This window comes from Streptomyces sp. NEAU-sy36 (genome assembly GCF_013423905.1).
In the GTDB taxonomy this organism is placed as follows: Bacteria; Actinomycetota; Actinomycetes; order Streptomycetales; family Streptomycetaceae; genus Streptomyces; species Streptomyces misionensis.
Genome location: NZ_CP058977.1, coordinates 3,413,071 through 3,437,879 on the forward strand (window position 1 = coordinate 3,413,071; position 24,809 = coordinate 3,437,879).

Sequence of the window (24,809 nt, forward strand, 5' to 3'; positions counted from 1 at the left end):
CGCGACGGACGCGCGTCACCCTCGACCGGCGAGCACGAGGTGCCGGTCAGTGCCCGTCCGTCCTTCCCGGCACGTGGACCGTGAACGCCGCCGTGTGGACCCTGCCCCCGTGCCGGAAGTCGAAGAACAGGCGGTAGTCGCCCGCACTGGGGGCCGTGGTGCGGAAGGAGACCCGCGGCCCCGGGGTGGTGGTGCCGTCGCCGGGCTCGCCCGTGGGGTGGACGTGGAGATAGGCGAGGTCACCGGAGCGCAGGGCGACGAGGTGGCCGTAGGCGCCGAGGTAGGGCTGGAGGTCGCGTACCGGGCGGCCGCCCTCGGAGACGGTGAGGGTCAGCGGGGTGGCCTTGCCGGGGACGGGTGTGCCGGCGAGGCTCACCTCGTAGCCGTCCACCTTGGCGGTCGTGCTGTGACCGGGCAGCGCCGACGGCGTGAAGTGCCCGGAGACGGCCAGGTCCGCGCCCAGGACCAGGGGCTCGCCGCCCTTCGGCCGGAAGTCGGCGATGACGCGGTAGCCGCCCGCCCGCGGCAGCTCCACGGCCGTGGACCACGTGCCGTCGGCGGCCCGTGTCGGATGCACATGGCGGTAGACGGTCAGATCGCGCGCGGCGACGATCAGGTGGAGCTCCTTGCCGTGCTCGCTCTCGTACGCGGTGACGTTGCGGCCCGTGTCGTCGCGCACGACGGCGAAGCTCAGCTTCATCCGCTCGCCCGCCGTCACCCGCGACGTCTTGAGGGCGAGCGTGTAGCCGTCCTTGGAGACCTCCAGGCCGCCCGGTGCCATGTCGTGGTCCATGGACGACATGCCGGGCATGGACGCCATGTCGTCGTGGTCGCCGGCTGACGCGTGCCGCATGGCATGGCCGCCCTTCGGTTGCGGGGTGATGGTGCCCACGGTGTTGCCGACGCCGTACGCCGTGCCGAACGTCGCGGCGAGCGCGGCGGCGAAGACGGTGATCCGCAGTGCGGTGTTCATGGCCAACTCCTCGTCCCTCTCGGTCGCTTCGGGTGCGGCCGACCGTGGCCACACCATACCCCCAGGGGGTATGAAGTCAAACCGGCTCCAGGCTTGCGTCGAATACGGGTGGGGGGTATACATGGAGCCGTTCGAAGATACCCCGTGGGGGTATCGCGGAGTCACATTGGAGGTTCCCGTGTCGAACTGCTGCACCCCCGACGGCAGCTGCCGCACCGACGCCCGGACCACGGTCGTCTACAAGGTCGAGGGAGTCGGCAGCGCCCACTGCCAGGGCGTCGTCGCCAAGGCGGTCGGCGCGCTGGACGAGGTCGCCGCCGTCGAGGTCGAGATCGGCACCGGCCTGGTGACCGTGACCCCCGCCGCCGCGGCCGACGAGGCGCTGGACGCACTGGTCGCCGAGGCCGTCGACGAGGCCGGCTACGACTTCGCGGGCCGGGCCACCGCCTGACCCGCCCCGGCCGGGCGCCGGCGCCCGGCCCACCCGCGTCGGGGCGGGGCCGTCCGCCCGCGGTGCCCGCCCCGACTCCGTACCACCACCAGCTCCGAGGAGCAGAGACATGACCACCACCACGCCCGGCGCGGCCGAGGTCGAACTCGCCATCGGCGGCATGACCTGCGCCTCGTGCGCCGCCCGGATCGAGAAGAAGCTCAACCGCATGGACGGTGTCGAGGCCACCGTCAACTACGCCACCGAGAAGGCCAAGGTCAGCTTCGGTCCGGACGTCGCGGTCGCCGACCTCATCGCCACCGTCGAGGCCACCGGCTACACCGCGCGCGAGCCCGAGCCGCCGCGCACCGAATCCGGGGACGGCGGCGGCGCCACACCGGAGGCCGACGAACTGCGGCCGCTGCGCGAGCGGTTGACCGCCGCCGTGGTGCTCGCGGTGCCCGTCATCGCGATGGCCATGATCCCGGCCCTCCAGTTCGACAACTGGCAGTGGCTCTCGCTCACCCTCGCGGCACCGGTGGTCACCTACTCCGCCTGGCCGTTCCACAAGGCCGCCTGGACCAACGCCCGGCACGGCGCGGCCACCATGGACACGCTGATCTCCGTCGGCACCGCGGCGGCCTTCCTGTGGTCGCTGTGGGCGCTGTTCTTCGGCACCGCCGGCATGCCCGGGATGCGGCACCCCTTCGAGCTGACCATCGCGCGCAGCGACGGCGCCGGGAACATCTACCTGGAGGCCGCCGCCGGCGTCACCGCCTTCATCCTGGCCGGGCGCTACTTCGAGGCCCGCTCCAAGCGCAAGGCGGGTGCCGCCCTGAAGGCCCTGCTGGAACTGGGCGCCAAGGAAGTCACCGTCCTGCGCGACGGCCGTGAACACCTCGTCCCCGTTGCGGAGTTGAAGGTCGGCGACCGTTTCCTGGTCCGGCCCGGCGAGAAGATCGCCACCGACGGCACCGTGGTCGAGGGCTCCTCCGCCGTGGACGCCTCCATGCTCACCGGCGAGTCCGTGCCGGTCGAGGTCGGCGTCGGCGACGGCGTCACCGGCGCCACCCTGAACGCGGGCGGCCGGCTCGTCGTCGAGGCCACCCGGGTCGGCGCCGACACCCAACTGGCCCGCATGGCCAAGCTCGTCGAGGACGCGCAGAACGGCAAGGCCGCGGCCCAGCGCCTCGCCGACAAGATCTCGGCGGTGTTCGTCCCCGTGGTCATCGCACTGGCCATCGGCACCCTGGGGTTCTGGCTCGGCAACGGCGCGGGCATCACCGAGGCGTTCACCGCCGCGGTCGCCGTGCTGATCATCGCCTGCCCCTGCGCCCTGGGGCTCGCCACGCCGACCGCGCTGATGGTCGGCACCGGGCGCGGTGCCCAGCTGGGCATCCTGATCAAGGGCCCCGAGGTGCTGGAGACCACCCGCAAGGTCGACACCATCGTCCTGGACAAGACCGGCACCGTCACCACCGGCCGGATGACCCTGCTCGCCCTGCACACCGCCGACACCACCGACGAGGCCGAGGTGCTGCGGCTGGCCGGCGCCCTGGAGCACGCCTCCGAGCACCCCATTGCCCAGGCCGTCGCCGCGGGCGCCGCCGCCCGCGTGGGCACCCTGCCCACGCCCGAGGACTTCGCCAACATCGCCGGTCTCGGCGTCCAGGGCATCGTCGAGGGGCACGCGGTCCTGGTCGGCCGGGAGAAGCTGCTCGGCGAGTGGGCGATCGAGCTGTCCGACAAGCTCGCGCACGCCAAGGCGCAGGCCGAGGCGGCCGGCCGTACGGCCATCGCGGTGGCCTGGGACGGCGAGGCCCGCGCGGTGCTGGAGGTCGCCGACGCCGTCAAGGAGACCAGCCCGGAGGCCATCCGCCGGCTGCGCGCGCTGGGCCTGACGCCCATCCTGCTGACGGGTGACAACCGGGCGGTCGCCGAGGCGGTCGCCGCGGAGGTCGGGATCGCGCCCGAGCACGTCTTCGCCGAGGTCCTCCCGCAGGACAAGGTGGACGTCGTCAAGCGCCTCCAGGGTGAGGGCCGTTCGGTCGCCATGGTCGGCGACGGGGTCAACGACGCCGCCGCGCTCGCCCAGGCCGACCTCGGTCTCGCGATGGGCACCGGGACGGACGCCGCCATCGAGGCCGGGGACCTGACGCTGGTCCGAGGAGACCTCAGGGTCGCGGCGGACGCGATCCGGCTGTCCCGCAAGACGCTGGGCACCATCCGGTCCAACCTCTTCTGGGCCTTCGCCTACAACGTGGCGGCGCTGCCGCTCGCGGCCAGTGGCCTGCTCAACCCGATGATCGCCGGCGCGGCCATGGCCTTCTCCTCGGTCTTCGTGGTCGGCAACAGCCTGCGGCTGCGCGGCTTCCAGCCGGCGGACCGCTGAGCCGCCGACCAGGACAAGGAGGCCGCCGTGGCCCACCAGGACGACATCGTGAGACGACTGCGCCGCATCGAGGGCCAGGTCCGTGGCCTGCAGCGGATGGTCGAGGAGGGCGCCTACTGCATCGACGTCCTCACCCAGGTCGCCGCCACCAACGCCGCGTTGCAGTCCTGCGCGCTGGCGCTGCTGGACGAGCACCTCAACTCGTGCGTCACGGAGGCCATCGTGGAAGGCGGTGAACAGGCCAGGACCAAGGTCAGCGAGGCGTCCTCGGCCATCGCCCGGCTCGTCCGGGCCTGATGGCCGGCCTCCGGCACGAGGGGGCCCCGGGCGGAGCGATCCGCCCGGGGCCCCCTCGCGTGTCACCTCCCCTTCGCCGCGCAGTCGGCGCGCAACCGCAGCCCGAGAGCGACGCACAGGCCGAACACCTGGCGCAGCAGCACCAGTTCGGCCTCGCCCAGGCTCGCTCCGCAGAGCCTGGCGCATGCGTCCTTCGCCTGTCCGACAACGATGTTCCGGCTGAAGTCCACCATGCTTCGACCATACCCCTACCGGGTATGTGGGCAGCAATGGTGATGCTGCACCGACGGTGCTTGCCCTACGATGTGCAGCACCTCGGTGACGGGCGGCGGAGGGGAACAGGTGCGACGGCTCGGTGGTCTGGAAGCCGAAATCATGGACCGTCTCTGGAACTGGGGACGGCCCGCCACGGTCCGGGAGGTCGTCGACGACATCAACAGGACCAGGCAGGTCGCCTACACGACGGTGATGACGGTCGCGGACATACTGCACCGCAAGGGCATGCTGAGGCGCGAGAAGGCGGGCCGCGCATGGCTGTACGAGGCTCTGCGCAGCCGTGAGGAGTACACCGCGAGCCTGATGCAGGAGGCGCTCGGCAGCACCGAGGACCGGCAGGCCGCGCTCCAGCGCTTCGTGGAGCACATGTCGCCGGAGGACGTCTCCGTGCTGGAGGCCGCCCTCCGCGCCGCCGGGCACCGGCCCGCCGGCGAGGCGCCACCGGAGAGACCGTCGTGAGCGAACTCCTCTACCGTATCGGCGAGTTCGTGCTGCCCCTGCACCACGTCCTGCCGCCGTTGACGGTGGCCGCCGCGGTCGGCGTGGTGCTGCCGCGCTTCCTCGTGCGCAGCCCCTGGGCCCATCGGACCCCGCGGCTGACGCTCGGGCTGTGGGGGCTGCTGGTGATCGTCCTCACCGCCTCCCTGTCCCTCGCCGTGCTGCAGCTGTTCTTCCCCGTCGCGGAGAGCCACCGGATGTCCGACACGGTCGAGGGCTGTTTCCTCAGCGGAGGCGCGCGCTGTGCCGCCGTCATGCTGGACGACATGGGACGGTTCAGCGCCCGCGCCTGGGCGGGCTTCGCCGCGGCCGTCTGCCCGCCGCTCGCCCTCACCCTGGCCTTCGCACGGGAACTGGCCGAGTTCCGGCGCCGCCGCCTCCGGCACGCCGAACTCGTGCGGATGGTGGGGACCTGGCGCGCGGAACTGCGCGCCACCGTGCTGCCGCACACCACGCCCGCCGTCTACTGTCTGCCCGGGCGGGCGCCCCAGGTGGTCGTCAGCGAGGGCGCCGTCCACGCGCTGACCGCGGAACAGCTCGCGGCCGCGCTGGAGCACGAGCGCGCGCACATCACCGGGCGCCACCACCTGCTCACGGCCGCCGCCTCGGCGGTGGGGGCCCTCTCGCGGCGGCTGCCGCTCGCCCGGTCCGTGCGCGACGAGGTACCGCTGCTGCTCGAAATGGCCGCCGACGACCGGGCGTTGCGCCGCTGCTCGCGCCGGTCGCTCGCCGTCGCCCTGTACGCGGTCGCGGCCGGGCAGGCGCCGCACGCGGCGCTTGCGGCGGGCGGGTCGTCGGCCGTGCTGCGCATGCGGCGCATCCTCGAACCGCCGACCGAGCGGCCCACGGTGCAGGGGGTGGCGCTGCTCGTGCTGACCCTGGCGGTCGGCCTGCCCGCACTGGCGGCCGTGTGCTGTTCGGTACCGGGGCCCGGTATGTGACGGCGCACATCGGTCTGTTCTCGACTGCCGAGCGGAATAGGGTGGTCACTGTTCGCATCGGGGGAACCAAGGACGGCCTACGGGAGGTTCTGCCCTGATGAGCGTGGACGTACGGCCCGCCGTCGCCATGGACGCGGCCCCGATCTCGCACCTGCTCGCGACGGTGATACGGCACAGCTGCACGGGGGTGCTCGCGCCGGACGACGTGGCACGGCTGGTGGGCACGAACTGTTCGCTGCCACGCATCGCCGCCGAGATAGGGATACCCGGCGGCGCCCCCGGCTGGCTCGGCTGGCTGGTGGTGGCGGAGCCCGACGGCCGGATCGCCGGCGCCGCGGCCGGCGGCGTCCCCGGCGCCGGCGCGGGCGAGATCTACACCCTGTGCACCGCGCCCGACCGGCGCCGCCGCGGCATCGGCGGCGCGCTGCTGGCCGCGCTCAGCGACCGTATGCGTCCCCTGGACGCGCGGCGCCAGGGGGTGACCCTGCTGCGGGACGGCGACCCCGCGCTGGCCTTCTTCACGGCCCACGGCTTCACCGGCGAGGGACGGCGGCTGACCCGCGTCCTGTGAACCGGGCGGGTCCGGACGTCGCCGGAGCCGTCGCACAGGCCGGCGACCGCGGCGAACCATGGCGTACCCACGCGTTGGCGTGAACGCGCATTCCTCCTGGCTGGACCGCCGCCGACGCACCCGGACACGATGGTCGGGCGGCGTGGCCCCGGCGGCACGGGGCCCGCCCGGAGGGCCGGGACCGGCCGAGGCCACCTGGAGGAACCATGCACACACAGACCGGCACACCGCTGCGGCCCGCGCCCGGACCGGACCTGGCTCCACCGGCCGCCACCGTGTCCCCGGCCCCGCCCGACCGGCTCCCCGGTCTGGAGTGCCTCGCGCCGCTCACGGCGGAGGACGTCTGGCTCCAGGACGCCCTGCTCGGCCCGTTCAGCGGCGACATCCTGGACTATCTGACGCTGGCCAGGGGCACCGGCGGGCCGGTGCTCGATCTCGGCTCGGGCGCCGGCCGGCTCGCCGTGCCCCTCGCGCGCCACGGATTCACGGTGGAGGCGGTCGACCGGGACCGGCGCAGCCTGCACCGGCTGCTCGACTGGGCCCGGCGCGTCGGCCCCGGGGTGCGCGAGCGGATCACCGCCACCCGCGCCGATCTGCTCCGCCTGCGTCTGCGGCGGTCCTACCAACTCGCCCTGATGGCAGGGGCGATGATCACCGCGGTCCCGCCGTGGTCCCGTCCCCGGGTGCTCAGGGAGATCGCCGAGCACCTGGGACCGGACGGCGCGCTCGCCTTCGACTACACCGCCCATGACGCCGCCGGACTGATCGAACACCCCCACCGCGCCTGGTCGTTCGAGGTGCCCAGGTTCGACGGAACCGCCGAATGGGTCGTGGCGCGGCAGGACTTCGACCCGGTGGCCATGCGCGAGCACATCACCTACGCCATCGAGCGGTCGGAACGGGACAAGGTCCGCGCCGCGTCGGTGGCGACCGACAAGTGGGTCGTCAACCGGGCCGACCTGCACCGGGAGTTGGGGGCCGCGGGCCTGTGCGTCGCCGACGAGCGGCAGCACCGGCTCGACGAGCGGACCCGGAGCGTACTGCTGGTATGCCGCCTCCGTTCGTGACGAGCATCACATTACTAAGCAGCATCGGAGATCCTTGGCCACCTATGTGACAAAGTGTGATCGGAGAGCTTCGCACAATCACAAGGGGGGCCACTTCACGGTGATCAATGGCAGTGGCGGTGCAGGGACGCAATCCACTGATCTGGCTCTCACTCTCTACCGGCAGCTACGCGCGCGGGGGGCGTCGAGCTTGCGTCAGGTCGCGTCCGAGATGGACTTGTCGGAGGACGACCTCGCGCGATGTCGTGAGGAACTGACCGGCCTCGGCCTGGTCGTCAGGACCGGCCAACTGCACGCGAGCCGCCTGGAGCCGGAGCCGGGGGAGGCGGCGGAGACCGATGTGGTCACCGTCATCGCGCCGGAGATCGCCCTGCTCAGACTGCTCGAACGCGAGCGCACCCGGCTGCGCCACCACCTGGAGCAGGCGGACCGCGCCCATCACACGCTCAAGACGCTCGCCGGCAACTTCCTGCGGACCGAGACGCTGGCCCGGGCGGTCGGCGTGGAGATCGAGATCCTGCACGACTACCGCAGGATCCAGCAGGTGCTGGAGGACATCACGGTGACCGTCCAGGGCAACCTCGCCTCCATGCACCCCATCGCGCGCGGCCGGGAGATCCCCGAGCGGGCCCTGGACCGGGACCGGCGGCAGATCGAGAAGGGCGTCCAGGTCCGTTCCATTTTCAGCCAGCGTCTGACCTCGGTCCCGGAGGACGCGGAGCACCTGCGGATGAAGGCGAAGCTCGGCGTCCAGGTGCGGCTGTCGCCCGTCGTCCCCATGAACATGATCATCGCGGACGAGCAGTTCGCCCTCCTGCCGGTCGACCCGGAGGACGGCTCGGCCGGCGCCATCCTCGCCCGCGGCTCCGCCCTGGTGCGCTCCTACCGGACCCTGTTCGAGCACTGCTGGCACACCGCCACGCCCTACGGTGAGCAGGTGCTGCCCGCGCGGGGCGGGGACGGGCTGTCGGAACAGCAGCGCGCCGCGCTGCGCATGCTGGCCTCCGGCATGAAGGACGAGAAGGTCGCCCGCAGCCTGGGCGTCTCGCTGCGCACGGTGAGCCGGATGATCTCCGAGCTGATGCAGGAACTCGGCGCGTCCAGCCGTTTCGAGCTGGGAGTACGGGCCGCCCGGCTCGGCTGGCTCGACTGATCCGCCGGGGGGGCGTTCTCGGCCACCCCCCTGCGCCGCGCCCGCGCTCTGGTCACACCAAGAGGTACGATGCATGCAAACTTTTGGTCTCACCAGATGGCGGGAAGATGGCACGCGAAGCGGTGGCAGAGGGGCGCGAGGCGGCGATCCGGCAACTCCGCGACGCAGGGCTGCGGGTCACCAGTCCGCGTCTCGAAGTGCTGCAGGTGCTCGCGGCGGGCGAACATCTCGATGTCGAGGGCCTGACGGCCGCGGCGCGTGAACGGCTGGGCACACTCACGTCCCAGGCCGTCTATGAAATGCTGCGGCATTTTCTGGAAGCGGGCTTGGTGACGAAATTCGAGCGGCCCGGCTGGCCGGCGGTGTTCGAAATTGCGGGACCGCGTCACCAGCATGCGCTGTGTGTGCAATGCGGACGCGTGGAAAATGTCGCCCACCAGGCCCCCGCGCTGCCGCGGAAAGATCTCCCGGACTGGGAGCTGGACGACGCCGACATTGTTTTCAAGGGGCTGTGCCCGGACTGTCGTTCCGCCGTCGGCGCGGGGCGGTGACAGGGCGGGGCCGGGGAGGCGGAACGCGCCTCTCCCGGCCCGGTGGCTCCGCGTCAGACCGCCGCGGGCGGCGCCGGCCAGTTGTTGTCGTCCGTCGGCGCGGGAGTGGCGGGCCAGTTGTTGTCGACCGGGGTGGCGCTGGTGGGCCAGTTGTTGTCCGCCGGGGTGGGGGTGCTGGGCCAGTTGTTGTCCGCCGGGGTCGCGGTGGGGGTGGGCGTGGCCGGCCAGTTGTTGTCGGCCACGGAGCGCTGCGCGGCATCGGCACCCGCGGTGGTGGCCGCGACCGCCCCGCCCGCGACGGCGGTACAGACGAGGGCGGCCAGGGCGAACTGGCGGGCGACGGTGCGGAAGCCGGCGGGACGGGAAGACGCGGACACGATTTCCTCCAGGAAGTGATCGATTGATTTCGCCTTCGGGGCCCGTGCCGCCGGGCTGCTTCCGAAGACATTTCTATAATCGCCCTCCTTGGACTGCGAGTCCACGATTCCTCAAGTCGTGGACCTGCCATGGCGCGGATATGACAGCGCCGGGACCGGTGATGCCGAATGGGTGCGCCGCGGGTGGCTTTATCCGGCCAACCGAAGAAATCAGGCCGGACATCCTTTTTGGGTGAGCCAGCACCTTTGGTCCGCCCAAATGAAATGCTACGCTGGCACAGCGGCCCTTTTGTACCTCCGGGAGGAAGCGGCCGCAGGGGCAGGGACGTGCCGCCGTTCCTGCCCCGCCTTCGGCGCCCGGTCCCGCAGTGCACGGGCGTAACTGTCCAGCGTCCCGCGGGCCGTCGACCGCCAGTCCAGCCGGCGCGCGTGGCCGGCGGCGGCGAGCCCCATGGCCGCCGCCCGGGCCGGATGCTCCGCGAACCAGCGCAGCCGGCGCGCGTAGTCGTCCGGGTCGTGCCCCCGCACGAGCAGTCCCGTCACCCCGTCCCGCACGGCGGCGGGCAGTCCGCCGACGGCCGCCGCCAGCACCGGTGTGCCGCACGCCTGGGACTCCAGTGCCACCAGCCCGAACGACTCGCTGCGCGACGGCATCACCAGTACATCGGCGGCCCGGTACCAGTCCGCCAACTCGTGCTGGGGGGCGGCCGGGCAGAAGCGCACCACGTCCGGCAGACCGAGACGCGCGCTCAGATCGCGCAGTTCGTCAGGGGCGCGAGTGCCCGCGCCGCTGAGCCCGCCGACGACCGGCACGAGCAGCCGCTCCCGCAGCCCCGGCGACTCGCGCAGCAGCGCGGCGATCGAGTGGAGCAGGACGTCCGGTCCCTTCAGCGGCTGGATGCGCCCGGCGAACAACGGGATGAAGCCGCGCTGCGGCAGACCGAGCCGTGCGCGTGCCGCCCGCCGTCCGTCCGCCGGGCGGAAGATCCGCACGTCGACCCCGGGCGGCACCACGTCGGTGCGGCCGGCGTCGGCGCCGTACAGCTCCCGCAACGCCAGCTTCTCCTCTGCGGTGTTGGCGATGAGACGGTCCGCGGCCCTGGCCAGTGCCTCCTCTCCGTGTATCCGCAGCTCGGGTTCGGGCCGGTCGCCCGGGGCGAGCGAGGCGTTCTTCACCCGCGCGAGCGTGTGCATCGTGTGCACCAGCGGGATTCGCCGGTGCTCGGCGACCAGGGCGCCCGCCTGTCCCGCGAGCCAGTAGTGGGAGTGGACCACGTCGTAGCGGCCGTGGGCGGTCGCCGCCAGCAGGGAACGGGCGAAGTCGGGGACCAGACCCGGCATGGCCTCCTTCGGCAGCGGCCGCCGGGGGCCGGCGTCGAGGTGCAGCACGCGCACCCCCGGGGCGAGTTCGACGCGGGGCGGCCGGTCCTCGCCCAGGCAGCGGGTGAACAGGTCCACCCGCGCGCCCTCCCGGGCGAGGGCGCGGGACAGCTCGACCATGTAGACGTTCATGCCGCCGGCGTCACCCGTGCCGGGCTGGTGCAGCGGCGACGTGTGGACACTGAGCATGGCGATGCGCAGGGACACGAGAGGGACTCCTTCGCTGACGGATCCGCAAACCGATGTGCCCACCCGCTCCGGGGGAAGGAGCGGGTGGGCACGTGGGGCTCCCGCGAGGTGCGGGAGCAGTGGGTCAGAAGCCGAACACCGGGCCGGACGGCGGGGCCAGCCGCGTCCCCGGGGGCAGCGGGGCGAGCGCCTCCGGGATCACCGGCCCGCCGGCCGGCACGCGCAGGGCCTGGGACAGCCGCGTCGCCCCCTCCGGCATCACCGGCCAGGCCCAGGAGGCGAGCGCCGACGCGACCGCCAACTGCGCGGCCAGAGCGGGTAAATGGCGCTCGACACCGGACGGCCGGTGCCGCTCGAACTGGTTGACGTACCCGAAGTCCGCCGTGCAGCGCACCACTTCGTCCAGGACGGCGACCGCCCGCCGGGGGTCGAACGCCTCGGGGCCGTACGCCTCACGCACATCGTCGGCGGCCCGGTGCAGCCGGTGGCGCAGGGTCTGCCAGCCCTCGCCGCCGGGCTCCGCGTCCGGGACCCGGCCCGCGCTGTCCTCGCGCACGGACGCGAACAACCGGCTCAGCCAGCTGTTCCAGGTGCCGTCCAGGAACTCCCGGGTACGGCCCAGCTCCTCGCGCCCCGCCCCGGCGCCCGGGGCCGGCGGCCCGGCCGTCAGGACATGGCGGCGCAGGGTGTCGGACCCGAACTCGGTGAGCAGGTCGAGCGCCCACAGGGCGGACGCGCCACCCTCCTCGCGCCGTTCTCCGGCACCGGGGTGGTGGAACGTCTCGTTGACGTGGAACTCCTGGGGCAGCTTCAGTCCGAGGGCGACCAGGATCGCGGGCAGCAGCGCCACATGGCAGAAGGCGTGCCCGAAGCCGCAGAAGTGCACGGCGCGTTCGGGCAGCGGCCGCTGGTCGTGGCCGTACCCGAACAGGTGCATCGCGGCGGCCTCGAAGCAGGCGTCCACGCGGTGCCCGGCGAAGCCGTCCAGGGGCACCGGCACACCCCAGTCGCCCGGGTGGCTCACGGGCACGTCGGGCAGCCCGTCCTCCAGCAGGCTCTCGCACAGCACGGCGAGCCGCGGCGGCAGCCCCGCGCCGCGCCAGTGGTCCGCGAGCAGTTCCCGCATCGGCTCCAGGGGCAGGTACAGACGCCGGCAGCGGCGCGGCCGCGCCGGAGCCCCGCACAACGCGCACGCGGGGTCGGTCAGTTCGCCCTCGGTGGGCCGGGCGCACTCCTGGCAGGGGCCGCCCTCGCCGCGGGCCCCGCAGTGACCGCAGGCGCCGGTGACGTACGCCCCGTGCAGCCAGTGCCGGCAGGACTCGCAGTAGTGCGCCAGCCGGGTGCGGGGCACGATGACGTCCTGCGCGTACAGGGCGAGGAAGAGTTCCTGGAGCCAGTGCCGGTAGCCGCGGTCGCGTCCCGGGTGGACGACGCGGTCGAACTCCACGCCGGAGCGCAGCAAGTCGGCGGTGATCGCCGCCCGGTAGCCCTCCGCCACCTCGGCCGGCTTGCGTCCGCCGCGCACCGCGCGCAGCTCGACGGACTCGGCGTGGTCGGCCGTGCCCGAGGTGAACAGCACGGGCCGTCCGGCGGCGCGCAGAGAGCGGCTGAGGACGTCGGCGGCGACATACGGTCCGGCGAGATGCCCGAGGTGCAGTTCGCCGTCACTGGCAAGGGGGGTGGCGGTGATCCAGAGTGGGCTGCTCATGGACGGAGCTCCTTGGCGGTGGGGGAGCACTGCTGAGCCGCGAGCGTCAGCGGGGCTCGAAGTGGAACGAACGGATGAAGCAGTCGCGAGGCTGCTCGACCGCGTAGACGATGCATTCGAACAGGGCCTGGGTGGTGAGCTTCTCGTCGGCGTAACGGGGGTCCAGGCCGGCCCCCTGCCACTCCGTGGACCGCGGGTCGGCGGTGGAGAAGTCCGGGGGATAGAGCGAGAACACCCGGACCCCGGAAGGGCGCAGTCGGCGGGCGAGGATGTCGGCGAAGCCGGCCTGTGCGCCCTTGGCGGCGTAGAACGCTTCGTGTGCGGGGGAGCCGGCCGCCTCGCCGGAGGCGCAGACGGCGACCATGTTCACGATGTCGGGCCGCTGGGAGAGCCGCAGCAGCGGCAGGAAGTGCTTGACCATGAGCACGGTCCCCGCGGCCGTGGACTCGATGGTCTCCACGATCGACTCGTCGGAGGCGCCCTCCAGGTCGAACCCGTCGAGCCAGCGGGCGCCGTTGTTGACGAGCAGGTCCACCCGGTCGGTGTGCTCGCCGACCCGCCGCGCGAACGCCTGGATCTCGGACGGCTTGCTGAGGTCGCACCCGAAGGCGTGGATGCGCGAGCGGGCCTCGCCCAGCACCTCGGCCCTGGTGCGTTCGGCGGCCTCGACGGTGCGTGCCGAGACGAAGACCTCGGCGCCGAGATGCGCGAACCCGATGGCGATCGCCCGGCCGAAATACCGGGACGCACCGGTCACCACGACGCGCAGATTCTGGAATTTCATGGCGGAGACACTCCCCGGTTCGAAAAGTGCGACAGGGACTCGTCCCCGTTGCCCTCGGCGGGATTTCTGGGGCTGTCTCCACCCTGGCAGAAAGCCGCGTCATCCTTCTGGCCTGGGGCGGTGCGCGTTCACGCCGTGACGTGGATACGCCAGGGAAGGGTCAGGGAGCGTTCCAGGACCCGGGCGCGCTTGCCGTGCACGGCGACGTGCGCGAGGCGACGCCCGCTCCCGGCGGCCGACACCAGCACCGGGCCCGACGGGGTGTCGAGCCGCAGCGGGCGCACCCGGTCCCCGGCCGCCCACGGCGGCCGGTGCGGACCCTCGGACAGCAGCCAGGGCACCGTCCCCGGCACCCCGCGGGCCGCCGCCAGGCAGACACCGCCGGTCAGCGCGAGCCCCGGATGCCAGTCCGTCACGGTGGCCGCGCGCACCGAGAGGCGGCCGGGAAGGAAGGCGCCCACCGCGGCGACCTTCGGCAGGGCACCCCCGGCCGGCAGCCCGAGCAGCCGGGCCGCCGCCGCCCGTACGCCGAGCAGCCGTCCCAGCACCTCGGCTCCGGCGCCGAACAGCGCCGCGCGCGAGGACAGGCCGAGGTCGCGGGCGGCCACGAACACATAGGGGTTGCCGTAGCGCACCAGCGACACCGCAAGCCCGCACAACCGCTGGAGCGGCCGCCCGGTGGGCAGCAACCCGTCGAAGGGCACGGCCCGTTCGAGCCGTACCGTGTACGAGCCGTCCGGCCGGGGCAGGCAGAGCACCGGATCGCCGGTGGTCACCGCGCGCACCCGCACCGGCCCCCGCCGTCCGGAGGCGACGACGGCCGCGAGCAGGGAATGACCGCAGCCGGCACGGAAGTCGAAGCCGTCCGGCTCCCGCAGGCACTGCACGAAGCGGTAGTCGACGTCGTACGACGCGACGGGGGAGGGGCCGACGAGCGCGATCTTGCGTACGTGGCCGCGGCCGGTCGCCTCCAACCAGCGGCGCAGCGCGGTGAGTTCGCCGCGCAGGGCCAGCGCGCCCCGGGGCAGGCGGCCCTGGTCGAGGACGAGCGTCGGGCCGGGCGCGCCCTCGGCCCGGACGACGTCCGCGATCACGCCGCGACGTCGGCCGAGACCCGCAGCCCCTGGACCACATCGGTCCACAGCTCGTGGACGGCGAGCGCCCACAGGGTCAGGGCGTCCTGCTGGGAGGGCCGTTCGGCATGCCGGGTGAACAGCGCCTGCACCCGGTCGGCACGCAGCTGGCCGCCCCGCCGGAGCCGTGCGGGCGCGAGCAGTTCCCGCACGGACCACAGCAGCGGCCCGTCGGCGGCGAGCATCGCCGACAGCGGCAGGGTGAAGGGCTGTTTGGGCCGGCGGAGCACGGGGGCCGGCAGCAGGCCTCGCCCGGCCTCGTACAGCGCCCTCTTCCCGGTGCGCGGTCCGGTGGGCAGCCGGCGGGCCAGGTCCGCCACGCCCGGCTGGCAGAACGGCATCCGGGCCTCGATCGCCCACGCCATGCTCAGGTGGTCCACGCGCCGCAGGTGGTACGCCGGCAGCCGCCGGCGCGTCTCGAACGTCTGCAAGGTCCCGGCCCGGTCGGCGCCGGAGGCGCGCAGTTCGGCCGCGATCCGGTCGGCCACGGAGCCGCGCTCGGCGATGAACGCCCGGTACTCGGGGGTGTACAGCCACTCCCGCACCAGCCGGGGGGCCGCCGCCAGCGCGTCCACGTAGGCCGCCGTCCAGTCGGTCCCGGCGGGTGCGGCCAGTGCCGTGCGCACCCGGTCGTAGCCGCCGAAGAGCTCGTCGGCGCCGTCCCCGGTGAGCGCCGCGGTGAACCCGGCCTCGCGGACGGCCCGGAAGAGCGCGTAGGTGCTGACGGCGATGGGGTCGGCGTTGGGCTGGCCCAGGTGGCGCACCGTGCGGGTGAGCAGCGAGGGGAGTTCGGCGGGGTCGACGCAGACCTCGTGGTGGCGGGTGCGGACGCGCCGGGCGACGGCCCTCGCGTAGGTGTGCTCGGCCTCCGGCCAGCGCCCCCGGTACCCGAGGTGGAAGGTGTGCAGCGGGCGCACGTGCTCCGCGGCGAGCGCGGTCACCAGCCCGGAGTCCAGGCCGCCGCTGGTCAGGGCGCACAGCGGCACGTCGACCTCGGCCAGCCGGTGCACCTCGCCGCGCAGGGCCTCCAGCACGTCGGCGGCCGACGGGGCGGGTCCGGCGTCCGGAGTCGCGGCGCGGGGACCGCAGCGCAGCATGCGCAGGCCCTCGGCGCCGCGGGCCACCGCGACGCTCCCGGGAGGCAGGACGCGGATGCCCGCGAGGGCGGTCTCCGTGCCGAACGGCGTCTTGGTGGACAGCACGGCGTCGAGGGCCTCCTCGCGCGGTTCGGCGGGCACCCCGTCGAACGCGAGCAGCGCGGGGATCTCGGAGGCGAACCGCACGGCGCCGCGTTCGCCCTGGTGGTAGTGGAGGGGTTTCATGCCCATGCCGTCGACCGTGAGGACCAGTTGGGGCAGCGGGCCGCGCAGATCGAGGACGGCGACCGCGAACATGCCGTCCAGCTCGTCGGCGAAGGCCGTCCCGAACTCGGTGTACAGGGCGGGCAGCAGGCTGCCGTCGCAGCGGTCCGGGAAGCGGTGACCGCGCGCCTGAAGGCGGCGGCGCAGCTCCCGGTGGTTGTAGATCTCGCCGTTGAGCACGGCCACGACGCCCGGCGCGGTCGGCAGGGTGAAGGGCTGGGTGCCGCCCGCCGGGTCGGTCACGGCGAGCCGGTCGCAGCCGAGCGACCAGCCGCGGCCGGTCATGACACCGCGCTCGTCCGGCCCCCCGTGCCGTTGCCGGGCCGACACCGTGGCGAGTTCGGCGCCGGTGGCCGCGACCGCGAAGGAGCCGAAGATCCTGCACATGCTGGTGGCCTCCGAGACTGTGGATCCGAGACGTGGACTTCGGGACACGGGTGTGCGACAGGCGCCGATCGAGACTTGGTCCCGACAATGTTTTGAAGCTACCAATTTTTTGTCTGGCGCGTAAGTGTCATGGCGTCGACGCGCCACCGGCACCGCCTTGTCCGGCCACCGCCCGGCCAACAGGGTGGACGCATGGAAGAGTTCAAGGCCGATCCCCCCGACCGCGGCGCGCCGGAGAGTCTTCTCGTCGTGGCCGCGCACCCGGACGACATCGAATTCTGCGTCAGCGGCACGGTGATGCGCTGGATCGCCGACGGCACCCGCGTGACCTACTGCATCGTCACCGACGGCGACGCGGGCGGCTACGACGAACGGTTGCCCCGCCAGGCGATGGCCGATCTGCGCCGCGCCGAACAGGTCCACTCGGCCAAGCTCAGCGGGGTGCACGACGTGCGCTTCCTCGGCTACCCGGACAGCTTCGTGGAGCCGACCGCCGAGCTGCGCCGCGACCTGTGCCGGGTCATCCGCCAGGTCCGGCCGCGCCGCGCGATCATCCCGAGCCCCGAGATCAACTGGAAGCGCGTCGCGGACCTGCACCCGGACCACCGGGCGGTCGGCGACGCGGCCCTGCGGGCGATCTACCCGGAGGCGCGCAACCCCTTCGCGCACCCGGAACTCCTCAAGAGCGAGGGACTCGAACCCTGGATCGTCCCCGAGCTGTGGCTGATGACCGGGCCGACGCCCAATCAGTACGTCGATGTCACCACCGTCTTCGCCCGCAAGGTGGAGGCGCTGCGCATCCACACCTCGCAGACGGCCCACTTCGAGGACCTCGCCGGGCTGCTGCGCGACTGGCTCGCCGAGCACGCCCGGGCGGGCGGACTGCCCCCGGGCCGGCTCGCCGAGGCATTCCAGATCGTCAGCACCGAGTGAGCCGCCCCGCTCACCGGTAGATGCACAGCTCCTTCTCCGTGGCGCCCGAGAGGTGGTAGCGGGTGCCGACGAGCGGACGGCCGGTGTAGATCCGGATCAGCGTCGGCAGGTCCCCGCGGAACTGCGCCAGGGGACGCTCCGCGCAGGGGTTCCCCAGCGGCAACGGCGCGTCGGCGCCGGGAAGATGGGCGTGCAGGCCGGGGGTGCCGCGCTGCCGGCTGGTCGCCGTCAGCAGGGGGAGGGCGTGCTCCACGCTCTCCCCGGCGTACGCCCCCCGCTCGCCGAACGCCTCGCGCACGTCTCCGGCGTGCACCCACTCGCCCAGCGCCACCGCGTCCAGCCGGTCGTCGCAGCGCCGGGCGATGACGTCACCGGCCTCCGTGAGCCCCTGCTCCAGCTCGTCCAGCACGCGCCCCAGCGGCCAGTCCGCGCGCTCCGCCACATCCGCGGCGTTCGCCTCCGGCAGGAACGCGCCCTCCTCCAGCCGGCCCTCGACGATGCGGATCAGCGCCGCCCCGCAGTGGGCGAGGACCTGGCGCACCGTCCATCCGGGACAGGCGGTGCGCAGTTCGAACAGCTCCCGGGGAGCGGCACGCAGCAACGGCATCAGCGCGTCTCGCTCGGTGCGGAGCAGGCGGCCGGGAAGGCCGGGGTCCCGGCCCGCCGCCGCGTACGGGTTGTGCTCGGACATCTCTGTCTGCTCCGCGCTCTCAGTAGCGGTAGTGGTCCGGCTTGTACGGGCCGTCGACCTCGACGCCGATGTACGCGGCCTGCTCCGGGCGCAGCTTGGTCAGCTTGACGCCGAGCGCGTCCAGGTGGAGCCGGGCGACCTTCTCGTCCAGGTGCTTGGGCAGCACGTACACACCGGTCGGGTACGCGTCCGGCTTGGTGAACAGCTCGATCTGCGCCAGCGTCTGGTCCGCGAACGAGTTCGACATCACGAACGACGGGTGACCGGTGGCGTTGCCCAGGTTCAGCAGCCGCCCCTCGGACAGCACGATGATCACCTTGCCGTCCGGGAAGGTCCACGTGTGGACCTGCGGCTTCACCTCGTCCTTGACGATGCCCGGGATCTTCGCCAGACCGGCCATGTCGATCTCGTTGTCGAAGTGACCGATGTTCCCGACGATCGCCTGGTGCTTCATCCGGGCCATGTCCGAGGCCATGATGATGTCCTTGTTGCCCGTCGTCGTCACGAAGATGTCGGCCTTGTCCACGACCTCGTCCAGCGTCGTGACCTGGTACCCGTCCATCGCCGCCTGCAGCGCGCAGATCGGGTCGATCTCCGTCACGATCACCCGCGCACCCTGACCGCGCAACGACTCCGCACAGCCCTTGCCGACATCGCCGTAACCGCACACCACCGCGGTCTTCCCGCCGATCAGCACATCGGTGGCCCGGTTGATACCGTCCACCAGCGAGTGCCGGCAACCGTACTTGTTGTCGAACTTCGACTTCGTCACCGCGTCGTTCACATTGATCGCCGGGAACAGCAGCACACCGTCCCGCTGCATCTCGTACAACCGGTGCACACCCGTCGTGGTCTCCTCCGTCACACCACGGATGCCGGCGGCGACGGCCGTCCAGTCGAGGTCGCTGCGTTCCAGAAGCGCCCGGAGTACGGCGAGTTCCTCGTTGTCGGCGGACGGGAGGTCGCCGGTCTTCCGGAAGGCCACGCCCTGGTGGACGAGGAGGGTGGCGTCACCGCCGTCGTCCAGGATCATGTTCGGGCCGCCGGTGGGGCTGTCCGGCCAGGTCAGCGCCTGCTCGGTACACCACCAGTACTCCTCCAGGGTCTCGCCCTTCCAGGCGAACACCGGTATCCCGGCCGCGGCGACGGCGGCGGCCGCGTGGTCCTGGGTGGAGAAGATGTTGCAGGACGCCCAGCGGACCCGGGCGCCGAGGGCGACCAGGGTCTCGATCAGCACGGCGGTCTGCACGGTCATGTGCAGCGAGCCCGTGATGCGGGCGCCGGCCAGCGGCCGGGCCTCGGCGTACTCCTCGCGGATCGCCATCAGGCCGGGCATCTCGTGCTCGGCGAGGGTGATCTCCTTGCGGCCGAACTCGGCCAGCGAGAGGTCGGCGACTTTGAAGTCGGGGGTGTCAGCGGACACTGAGGCTCCTCGATGCTCGGATGGTGCGATGGATGTCCAGGGCCGCCGTCGAGCGGTTCAGGGTGATGTAGTGCAGACCGGGCGCCCCCTCGGCGAGGAGCCGGTCGGCCATGGCGACGGCGTGGTCGACGCCGATGCGGTGCGCGACGGCGGGATCGTGCCGGGCCGCCTCCAGCCGGTGCGCCAGGTCCTCCGGGAAGGTCGCCGAGCTGAGCTGGGCGAACCGGCGGATCTGGCGGACGTCGGTGGCGGGCATGATCTCCGGGATGATCGGGGTCTCGCAGCCGGCCGCGGCGACCCGGTCCCGCAGCCGCAGATAGTCCTCCGCGCGGAAGAACATCTGTGTGATGGCGTAGTCCGCGCCGGCCTTGCACTTGGCCACGAAGTGGCGCAGATCGGACCGGGCGTCGGGCGAGCGCGGATGTCCCTCCGGGAAGGCCGCCACGCCGATGGTGAAGTCGCCCAGCGAGCGCAGCAGTTCGACCAGCTGGTAGGCGTGGGTGAACCCGTCGGGATGCGGGACCCACGGGCCCCGCGGGTCGCCGGGCGGATCGCCGCGCAGCGCGAGGACGTCGCGGATGCCCGCGTCCGCGTAGCTGCCGATGATGTGGCGCAGCTCCGCCACCGAATGCCCGACGGCGGTCAGATGAGCGGCCGGACGCAGGGTCGTCTCGGCGGCGATGCGCCGGGTGAGCGCCACCGTACGGTCGCGGGAGGAACCCCCCGCCCCATAGGTGACCGACACGAAGTCGGGCCGCAGCGCCTCCACTTTGCGCACCGCTCTCCACAGGGCGCGCTCGCCCGCGGCGGTGGCGGGCGGGAAGAACTCGAACGAGAAGGTGGTCATGAGCGCCGCCCGGCGTTGAAGTACCCCGCCTCGGGGTGGTGGACGACGATCGCGTCCGTGGACTGCTCGGGGTGGAGCTGGAACTCCTCGGAGAGCCGGACCCCGATCCGCTCGGGTTCCAGCAGGGTGGCGATCTTGGCGCGGTCCTCCAGATCGGGGCACGCCGGGTAGCCGAGGGAGTAGCGGCACCCCTGGTAGTCGGTGCGGAACATGCCGGCCAGCGAGTCCGGATCGGCGCCGGCGATGCCGAGTTCGGCGCGCACGCGGGCGTGCCAGTACTCGGCGAGGGCTTCGGCCAACTGGACGGACAGGCCGTGCAGTTCGAGGTAGTCGCGGTAGGCGTTGGCCGCGAAGAGCTTCGCGGTCTCCTCGCCGATGCGGGAGCCGACGGTGACGACCTGGAAGCCGACGACGTCCCTCTCGCCGGACTCCTCGGGGCGGAAGAAGTCGGCCAGGCACAGCCTGCGGCCGCGCTCCTGCCGGGGGAAGGTGAACCGGGTGAGTTCCGCGCCGTGCTCGTCGAGGACGATCAGGTCGTCGTCCTTGGACACGCAGGGGAAGTAGCCGTGGACGACGGACGCTTCCAGCAGGTTGCGGGTGCGCAGCAGATCGAGCCAGCCGCGCAGCCTGGGCCTTCCCTCGGTCTCGAACAGGTCCTTGGTCAGCCCCCACTGGCCCTTGAAGAGGGCGCCCTCGTCGAGCCAGGAGGCGTACTCCTTGAGCTGGATGCCCTTGCTGACGCGGGTGCCCCAGAACGGCGGGGTGGGCACGGGGTTGTCGGTGGCGACATCCGAACGACCACTGCGGTCCGGCACGGCCATCGTGACCCCCGCCGTGGCCCGGACCCTGCGCGGGCGCAGTTCGGGAAGTTTCGCACCAGGCACGCCGCGTTTGACGCCGATGAGGGCGTCCATCAGGCGCAGGCCCTCGAAGGCGTCGCGGGCGTAGCGGACCTCGCCCTGGTAGATCTCGTGGAGGTCCTGTTCGACGTAGGCGCGGGTGAGGGCGGCACCGCCGAGGATCACCGGGTACTTCGACGCCAGGGCGCGCTGGTTCAGCTCCTCCAGGTTCTCCTTCATGATCACGGTGGACTTCACCAGGAGCCCGGACATGCCGATCACGTCGGCGCGGTGTTCCTCGGCGGCCTCCAGGATCGCGGAGACGGGCTGCTTGATCCCCAGGTTGACCACGTTGTAGCCGTTGTTCGACAAGATGATGTCGACCAGGTTCTTGCCGATGTCGTGCACGTCACCGCGGACCGTGGCCAGCACGATGGTGCCCTTGCCCTCGGCGTCCGACTTCTCCATGTGCGGTTCCAGATAGGCGACCGCGGCCTTCATCACCTCGGCGGACTGCAGCACGAACGGCAGCTGCATCTGCCCCGAACCGAACAGCTCACCGACGACCTTCATGCCGTCCAGCAGCGTCTCGTTGACGATGTCCAGCGCCGGCCGCCCGGCCAGCGCCGCATCCAGATCCGCTTCCAGACCGTTGCGCTCACCGTCGATGATCCGCCGCTTGAGCCGCTCCTCCAGGGGCAGCGCGGCCAGTTCCTCGGCCTTGCCCGCCTTCAGCGACTTCGCCGTCGCCCCCTCGAACAGCCGCATCAGCTTCTGCAGCGGGTCATACCCCGGCGCGCGGCGGTCGTAGATCAGATCGAGCGCGGTCCGTACCTCCTCCTCGCTGAAACGGGCGATCGGGAGGATCTTCGAGGCGTGCACGATCGCCGAGTCCAGGCCGGCCTTGACGCACTCGTCCAGGAAGACGCTGTTGAGCAGGATCCGCGCGGCCGGGTTCAGCCCGAAGGAGATGTTCGACAGCCCCAGCGTGGTCTGCACCGCGGGATGCCGCCGCTTCAGCTCCCGGATCGCCTCGATCGTCGCCACACCGTCCTTGCGGGACTCCTCCTGGCCCGTGCAGATCGTGAACGTCAGGGTGTCGATGAGGACGTCCTCCTCACGGATCCCCCAGTTCCCCGTCAGATCCGCGATCAGCCGCTCGGCGATCTCCACCTTCTTCCGCGGAGTACGGGCCTGGCCCTCCTCGTCGATCGTCAGCGCGATCAGCGCCGCACCGTGCTCACGCGCCAGCGCCGTCACCCGCGCGAACCGCGACCCGGGCCCGTCCCCGTCCTCGTAGTTCACCGAGTTGATCACCGCACGCCCGCCCAGCTTCTCCAGACCGGCCCGGATCACCTCCACCTCGGTGGAGTCCAGCACGATCGGCAGCGTCGACGCGGTCGCCAGCCTGCCCGCCAGCTCCTCCATGTCCGCCACACCGTCCCGGCCGACGTAGTCCACACACACATCGAGCATGTGCGCGCCCTCGCGGATCTGCTCCCGGGCGATCTCCACACAGTCGTCCCAGCGGCCCTCCAGCATCGCCTCACGGAACTTCTTCGACCCGTTCGCGTTCGTCCGCTCACCGATCGCCAGATACGACGTGTCCTGCCGGAACGGCACCGACTGGTACAGCGACGCCGCACCGGGCTCCGGCCGCGGCTCACGCACCGACGGCACCAGATCCCGCACCCGCTCCACCACCTGCCGCAGATGCTCCGGCGTCGTACCGCAGCACCCGCCCACCAGCGACAGACCGTACTCCCGCACGAACGCCTCCTGCGCGTCCGCCAGTTGAGCCGGACCGAGCGGGAAGTGCGCGCCGTCCCTGGTCAGCACCGGCAGGCCGGCGTTCGGCATGCACAGCAGCGGGATGCGGGCGTTGCGGGCGAGATGGCGCAGGTGCTCGCCCATCTCGGCCGGTCCGGTCGAGCAGTTCAGGCCGATGAGATCGATGCCCAGCGGCTCCAGGGCCGTCAGGGCCGCGCCGATCTCCGAGCCCAGCAGCATGGTGCCCGTGGTCTCGAAGGCCATCGACACCAGCAACGGCACGTCCAGGCCGAGGGCGTCCAGGGCGCGCCGGGCGCCGAGCACGGCGGCCTTGGTCTGGAGCAGGTCCTGGGTGGTCTCCACGAGCAGCGCGTCCGCGCCGCCCGCCAGCAGACCCTCCGCGTTCGCCTGGAAGCCGTCGCGGATCGTGCCGTAGCCGATGTGCCCGAGAGTGGGCAGCTTGGTGCCGGGGCCCATGGAGCCCAGCACCCAGCGCTGCCGGCCCTCCCGTACGGTGAACTCGTCCGCCACCTCCCGGGCGATCCGGGCGCCCGCCTCGGACAGCTCGTACACCCGGCCGGCGATGTCGTACTCCGCCATCGCCGCGTGGTTGGCGCCGAAGGTGTTGGTCTCCACGCAGTCCACGCCCACCGCGAAGTAGGCCTCGTGGACCGAGCGGACGATGTCCGGGCGGGTGACGTTGAGGACCTCGTTGCAGCCTTCCAGCTGCTGGAAGTCCTCCAGCGTGGGCTCCTGGGCCTGGAGCATGGTGCCCATCGCCCCGTCGGCCACCACCACCCGGGTGGCCAGCGCCGTCCGCAGGGCGCCGATCCGGGCGGCCGTCATGTCAGCCCCCTCAGGTTCGCCGCGAGATGCGTGGCCAGATGGGCCGCGCAGCCCACGCCGTAGGCCGTGCGCAGCCGCCCGAGCACGATGTCCCGGTACAGCCGGTACTCTTGGGTGCCCACGTAGTCCAGCGCGGTGGCGGCCACGACACAGCCGAGCTGCGCCGCGCAGCGCTCCGGGACGCCCCACGCCGTGCCGGCGAGGAAGCCCGCGCGGAACGCGTCGCCGACACCGGTAGGGTCCACCACACCGGAGACCTCGACCGCCGGCACGGCCAGGTCCGGCCGGCCGTCGCGGCGGATGCGGACGCCCGCGGCGCCCTCCGTGGTGACCCAGCGGCCGACGCGGCGCAGCACGTCCGGCACGCCGAGCCCGGTGCGCTCCTGGAGCAGCGCGGTCTCGTACTCGTTGGTGAACAACCAGCGGGCGCCCTCGATGAGTTCGAGCACCTCCTTGCCGCTGAGCCGCGCCAGCTGCTGGGACGGATCGGCGGCGAACGGGATGCCGAGGTCCCGGCAGGCCCGGGTGTGCCGCAGCATGGCCTCCGGGTCGTCCGGCGAGATCATCACCAGCCCGAGCCGGCCCGTGCGCTCGGCGATCGCCCGCAGGTCGATCCTGCGGGCCTCCGTCATCGCGCCGGCGTAGAAGGTGGCGATCTGGTTCTGCGCGCGGTCCGTCGTACAGACGAAACGGGCGGTGTGGTGCTCCTCGCTGACCAGCACGGAGTCGGTGTCGACCCCGTGCTGCTTCAGCCAGACGCGGTAGGGCTCGAAATCGTCGCCGACCGCCCCGACCAGCACCGGCCGCAGGCCGAGCAGCCCGAGGCCGAACGAGATGTTCGCTGCCACGCCGCCACGGCGGATCTCCAGCCGGTCGGCGAGGAAGGACAGGGAGACGCGGTCCAGTCGGTCGGCCAGGAGCTGGTCGGTGAAGCTCCCCGGGAAGGACATCAGATGGTCGGTGGCGATGGAACCCGTGACAGCGATACGCAT

At 72.4% G+C, this 24,809-nt stretch carries 23 protein-coding genes; 10 read left to right on the forward strand and 13 right to left on the reverse strand.

Annotated features, from left to right (window positions below):
- Positions 1-46: 46 nt before the first annotated feature.
- Complete coding sequence (locus tag HZZ00_RS15780) at positions 47-973, reverse strand: hypothetical protein (RefSeq protein WP_180332773.1); 927 nt, start codon at positions 971-973, stop codon at positions 47-49.
- A gap of 178 nt (positions 974-1,151) precedes the next feature.
- Here HZZ00_RS15780 and HZZ00_RS15785 point away from each other — a divergent pair, with 178 nt between their 5' ends.
- From HZZ00_RS15785 to HZZ00_RS15795, 3 genes are all read left to right on the forward strand, one after another.
- Positions 1,152-1,424 (forward strand): heavy-metal-associated domain-containing protein, encoded by a 273-nt coding sequence (locus tag HZZ00_RS15785; RefSeq protein WP_180332774.1) that lies wholly within the window; start codon positions 1,152-1,154, stop codon positions 1,422-1,424.
- 109 nt (positions 1,425-1,533) lie between these two features.
- Entirely contained in the window at positions 1,534-3,795 is a 2,262-nt protein-coding gene (locus HZZ00_RS15790; RefSeq protein WP_180332775.1) for a cation-translocating P-type ATPase, read from the forward strand.
- A 27-nt stretch (positions 3,796-3,822) separates the two neighbouring features.
- Positions 3,823-4,092, forward strand: coding sequence for a metal-sensitive transcriptional regulator (locus HZZ00_RS15795; protein WP_070025049.1), 270 nt, complete (start codon positions 3,823-3,825; stop codon positions 4,090-4,092).
- Positions 4,093-4,154: 62 nt separating this feature from the next.
- Here the strand turns inward: HZZ00_RS15795 and HZZ00_RS15800 are convergent, their stop codons facing one another.
- The gene (locus HZZ00_RS15800) at positions 4,155-4,325 is read right to left on the reverse strand and encodes a hypothetical protein (RefSeq protein ID WP_180332776.1); all 171 of its coding nucleotides are present in this window, start codon (positions 4,323-4,325) and stop codon (positions 4,155-4,157) included.
- 109 nt (positions 4,326-4,434) lie between these two features.
- Here HZZ00_RS15800 and HZZ00_RS15805 point away from each other — a divergent pair, with 109 nt between their 5' ends.
- The 6 genes from HZZ00_RS15805 (at position 4,435) to HZZ00_RS15830 (ending at position 9,149) form a co-directional block, all read left to right on the forward strand.
- Positions 4,435-4,827 (forward strand): BlaI/MecI/CopY family transcriptional regulator, encoded by a 393-nt coding sequence (locus HZZ00_RS15805; protein ID WP_180333538.1) that lies wholly within the window; start codon positions 4,435-4,437, stop codon positions 4,825-4,827.
- The gene (locus tag HZZ00_RS15810) at positions 4,824-5,807 is read left to right on the forward strand and encodes a M56 family metallopeptidase (RefSeq protein WP_180332777.1); all 984 of its coding nucleotides are present in this window, start codon (positions 4,824-4,826) and stop codon (positions 5,805-5,807) included. Before HZZ00_RS15805 ends, HZZ00_RS15810 begins: the two co-directional genes overlap by 4 nt.
- 97 nt (positions 5,808-5,904) lie before the next feature.
- Positions 5,905-6,378, forward strand: a complete 474-nt coding sequence (locus tag HZZ00_RS15815) for a GNAT family N-acetyltransferase (protein ID WP_180332778.1) — start codon at positions 5,905-5,907, stop codon at positions 6,376-6,378.
- A gap of 206 nt (positions 6,379-6,584) precedes the next feature.
- Positions 6,585-7,445: a cyclopropane-fatty-acyl-phospholipid synthase family protein gene (locus HZZ00_RS15820; protein ID WP_180332779.1), complete on the forward strand. Its 861-nt coding sequence runs from the start codon at positions 6,585-6,587 to the stop codon at positions 7,443-7,445.
- Positions 7,446-7,656: 211 nt separating this feature from the next.
- Positions 7,657-8,598 carry a helix-turn-helix transcriptional regulator gene (locus HZZ00_RS15825; protein WP_257585824.1) on the forward strand — a complete coding sequence of 314 codons (942 nt, stop codon included), beginning with the start codon at positions 7,657-7,659 and terminating at the stop codon, positions 8,596-8,598.
- A gap of 107 nt (positions 8,599-8,705) precedes the next feature.
- Positions 8,706-9,149, forward strand: coding sequence for a Fur family transcriptional regulator (locus HZZ00_RS15830; protein ID WP_180332781.1), 444 nt, complete (start codon positions 8,706-8,708; stop codon positions 9,147-9,149).
- Positions 9,150-9,202: 53 nt separating this feature from the next.
- On the opposite strand, the gene HZZ00_RS15835 is transcribed toward HZZ00_RS15830, so the two are convergent.
- The 6 genes from HZZ00_RS15835 to asnB form a co-directional block, all read right to left on the reverse strand.
- On the reverse strand, positions 9,203-9,526 hold the full coding sequence (locus tag HZZ00_RS15835; protein ID WP_180332782.1) for a hypothetical protein: 324 nt from the start codon (positions 9,524-9,526) through the stop codon (positions 9,203-9,205).
- 267 nt (positions 9,527-9,793) lie between these two features.
- On the reverse strand, positions 9,794-11,113 hold the full coding sequence (gene mshA / locus HZZ00_RS15840; protein ID WP_374028530.1) for a D-inositol-3-phosphate glycosyltransferase: 1,320 nt from the start codon (positions 11,111-11,113) through the stop codon (positions 9,794-9,796).
- Positions 11,114-11,219: 106 nt separating this feature from the next.
- Positions 11,220-12,803, reverse strand: a complete 1,584-nt coding sequence (locus HZZ00_RS15845; protein ID WP_180332783.1) for a class I tRNA ligase family protein — start codon at positions 12,801-12,803, stop codon at positions 11,220-11,222.
- 46 nt (positions 12,804-12,849) lie between these two features.
- The gene (locus tag HZZ00_RS15850) at positions 12,850-13,587 is read right to left on the reverse strand and encodes an SDR family oxidoreductase (RefSeq protein ID WP_180332784.1); all 738 of its coding nucleotides are present in this window, start codon (positions 13,585-13,587) and stop codon (positions 12,850-12,852) included.
- A gap of 128 nt (positions 13,588-13,715) precedes the next feature.
- Positions 13,716-14,681 (reverse strand): PrpF domain-containing protein, encoded by a 966-nt coding sequence (locus tag HZZ00_RS15855; protein WP_180332785.1) that lies wholly within the window; start codon positions 14,679-14,681, stop codon positions 13,716-13,718.
- The gene (gene asnB, locus HZZ00_RS15860; RefSeq protein ID WP_180332786.1) at positions 14,678-16,468 is read right to left on the reverse strand and encodes an asparagine synthase (glutamine-hydrolyzing); all 1,791 of its coding nucleotides are present in this window, start codon (positions 16,466-16,468) and stop codon (positions 14,678-14,680) included. Before asnB ends, HZZ00_RS15855 begins: the two co-directional genes overlap by 4 nt.
- 192 nt (positions 16,469-16,660) lie before the next feature.
- On the opposite strand from asnB, the gene HZZ00_RS15865 reads away from it, so the two are divergent.
- Positions 16,661-17,401: a PIG-L deacetylase family protein gene (locus HZZ00_RS15865; protein WP_070025060.1), complete on the forward strand. Its 741-nt coding sequence runs from the start codon at positions 16,661-16,663 to the stop codon at positions 17,399-17,401.
- Positions 17,402-17,411: 10 nt separating this feature from the next.
- Here HZZ00_RS15865 and HZZ00_RS15870 read toward each other — a convergent pair whose 3' ends face one another.
- The 5 genes from HZZ00_RS15870 to HZZ00_RS15890 are packed head-to-tail and all read right to left on the reverse strand — an operon-like array spanning position 17,412 to position 24,809.
- Positions 17,412-18,092 carry a maleylpyruvate isomerase family mycothiol-dependent enzyme gene (locus tag HZZ00_RS15870; protein ID WP_180332787.1) on the reverse strand — a complete coding sequence of 227 codons (681 nt, stop codon included), beginning with the start codon at positions 18,090-18,092 and terminating at the stop codon, positions 17,412-17,414.
- A gap of 19 nt (positions 18,093-18,111) precedes the next feature.
- Entirely contained in the window at positions 18,112-19,515 is a 1,404-nt protein-coding gene (ahcY, locus tag HZZ00_RS15875) for an adenosylhomocysteinase (protein ID WP_180332788.1), read from the reverse strand.
- Entirely contained in the window at positions 19,505-20,362 is an 858-nt protein-coding gene (gene metF, locus HZZ00_RS15880) for a methylenetetrahydrofolate reductase [NAD(P)H] (RefSeq protein ID WP_180332789.1), read from the reverse strand. Before metF ends, ahcY begins: the two co-directional genes overlap by 11 nt.
- Positions 20,359-23,817, reverse strand: coding sequence for a methionine synthase (metH, locus tag HZZ00_RS15885; RefSeq protein ID WP_180332790.1), 3,459 nt, complete (start codon positions 23,815-23,817; stop codon positions 20,359-20,361). Before metH ends, metF begins: the two co-directional genes overlap by 4 nt.
- Positions 23,814-24,809, reverse strand: coding sequence for a carbohydrate kinase family protein (locus tag HZZ00_RS15890; RefSeq protein WP_180332791.1), 996 nt, complete (start codon positions 24,807-24,809; stop codon positions 23,814-23,816). Before HZZ00_RS15890 ends, metH begins: the two co-directional genes overlap by 4 nt.

Coding starts and splice junctions, on each gene's coding strand:
- metF (WP_180332789.1), bottom strand. CDS start 20,362: ATGACCACCTTCTCGTTCGAGTTCTTCCCGCCCGCCACCGCCGCGGGC.
- HZZ00_RS15870 (WP_180332787.1), bottom strand. CDS start 18,092: ATGTCCGAGCACAACCCGTACGCGGCGGCGGGCCGGGACCCCGGCCTT.
- HZZ00_RS15815 (WP_180332778.1), top strand. CDS start 5,905: ATGAGCGTGGACGTACGGCCCGCCGTCGCCATGGACGCGGCCCCGATC.
- HZZ00_RS15780 (WP_180332773.1), bottom strand. CDS start 973: ATGAACACCGCACTGCGGATCACCGTCTTCGCCGCCGCGCTCGCCGCG.
- HZZ00_RS15820 (WP_180332779.1), top strand. CDS start 6,585: ATGCACACACAGACCGGCACACCGCTGCGGCCCGCGCCCGGACCGGAC.
- HZZ00_RS15850 (WP_180332784.1), bottom strand. CDS start 13,587: ATGAAATTCCAGAATCTGCGCGTCGTGGTGACCGGTGCGTCCCGGTAT.
- HZZ00_RS15845 (WP_180332783.1), bottom strand. CDS start 12,803: ATGAGCAGCCCACTCTGGATCACCGCCACCCCCCTTGCCAGTGACGGC.
- asnB (WP_180332786.1), bottom strand. CDS start 16,468: ATGTGCAGGATCTTCGGCTCCTTCGCGGTCGCGGCCACCGGCGCCGAA.
- HZZ00_RS15825 (WP_257585824.1), top strand. CDS start 7,657: ATGGACTTGTCGGAGGACGACCTCGCGCGATGTCGTGAGGAACTGACC.
- HZZ00_RS15865 (WP_070025060.1), top strand. CDS start 16,661: ATGGAAGAGTTCAAGGCCGATCCCCCCGACCGCGGCGCGCCGGAGAGT.
- HZZ00_RS15800 (WP_180332776.1), bottom strand. CDS start 4,325: ATGGTGGACTTCAGCCGGAACATCGTTGTCGGACAGGCGAAGGACGCA.
- HZZ00_RS15830 (WP_180332781.1), top strand. CDS start 8,706: ATGGCACGCGAAGCGGTGGCAGAGGGGCGCGAGGCGGCGATCCGGCAA.
- metH (WP_180332790.1), bottom strand. CDS start 23,817: ATGACGGCCGCCCGGATCGGCGCCCTGCGGACGGCGCTGGCCACCCGG.
- HZZ00_RS15890 (WP_180332791.1), bottom strand. CDS start 24,809: ATGCGTATCGCTGTCACGGGTTCCATCGCCACCGACCATCTGATGTCC.
- HZZ00_RS15790 (WP_180332775.1), top strand. CDS start 1,534: ATGACCACCACCACGCCCGGCGCGGCCGAGGTCGAACTCGCCATCGGC.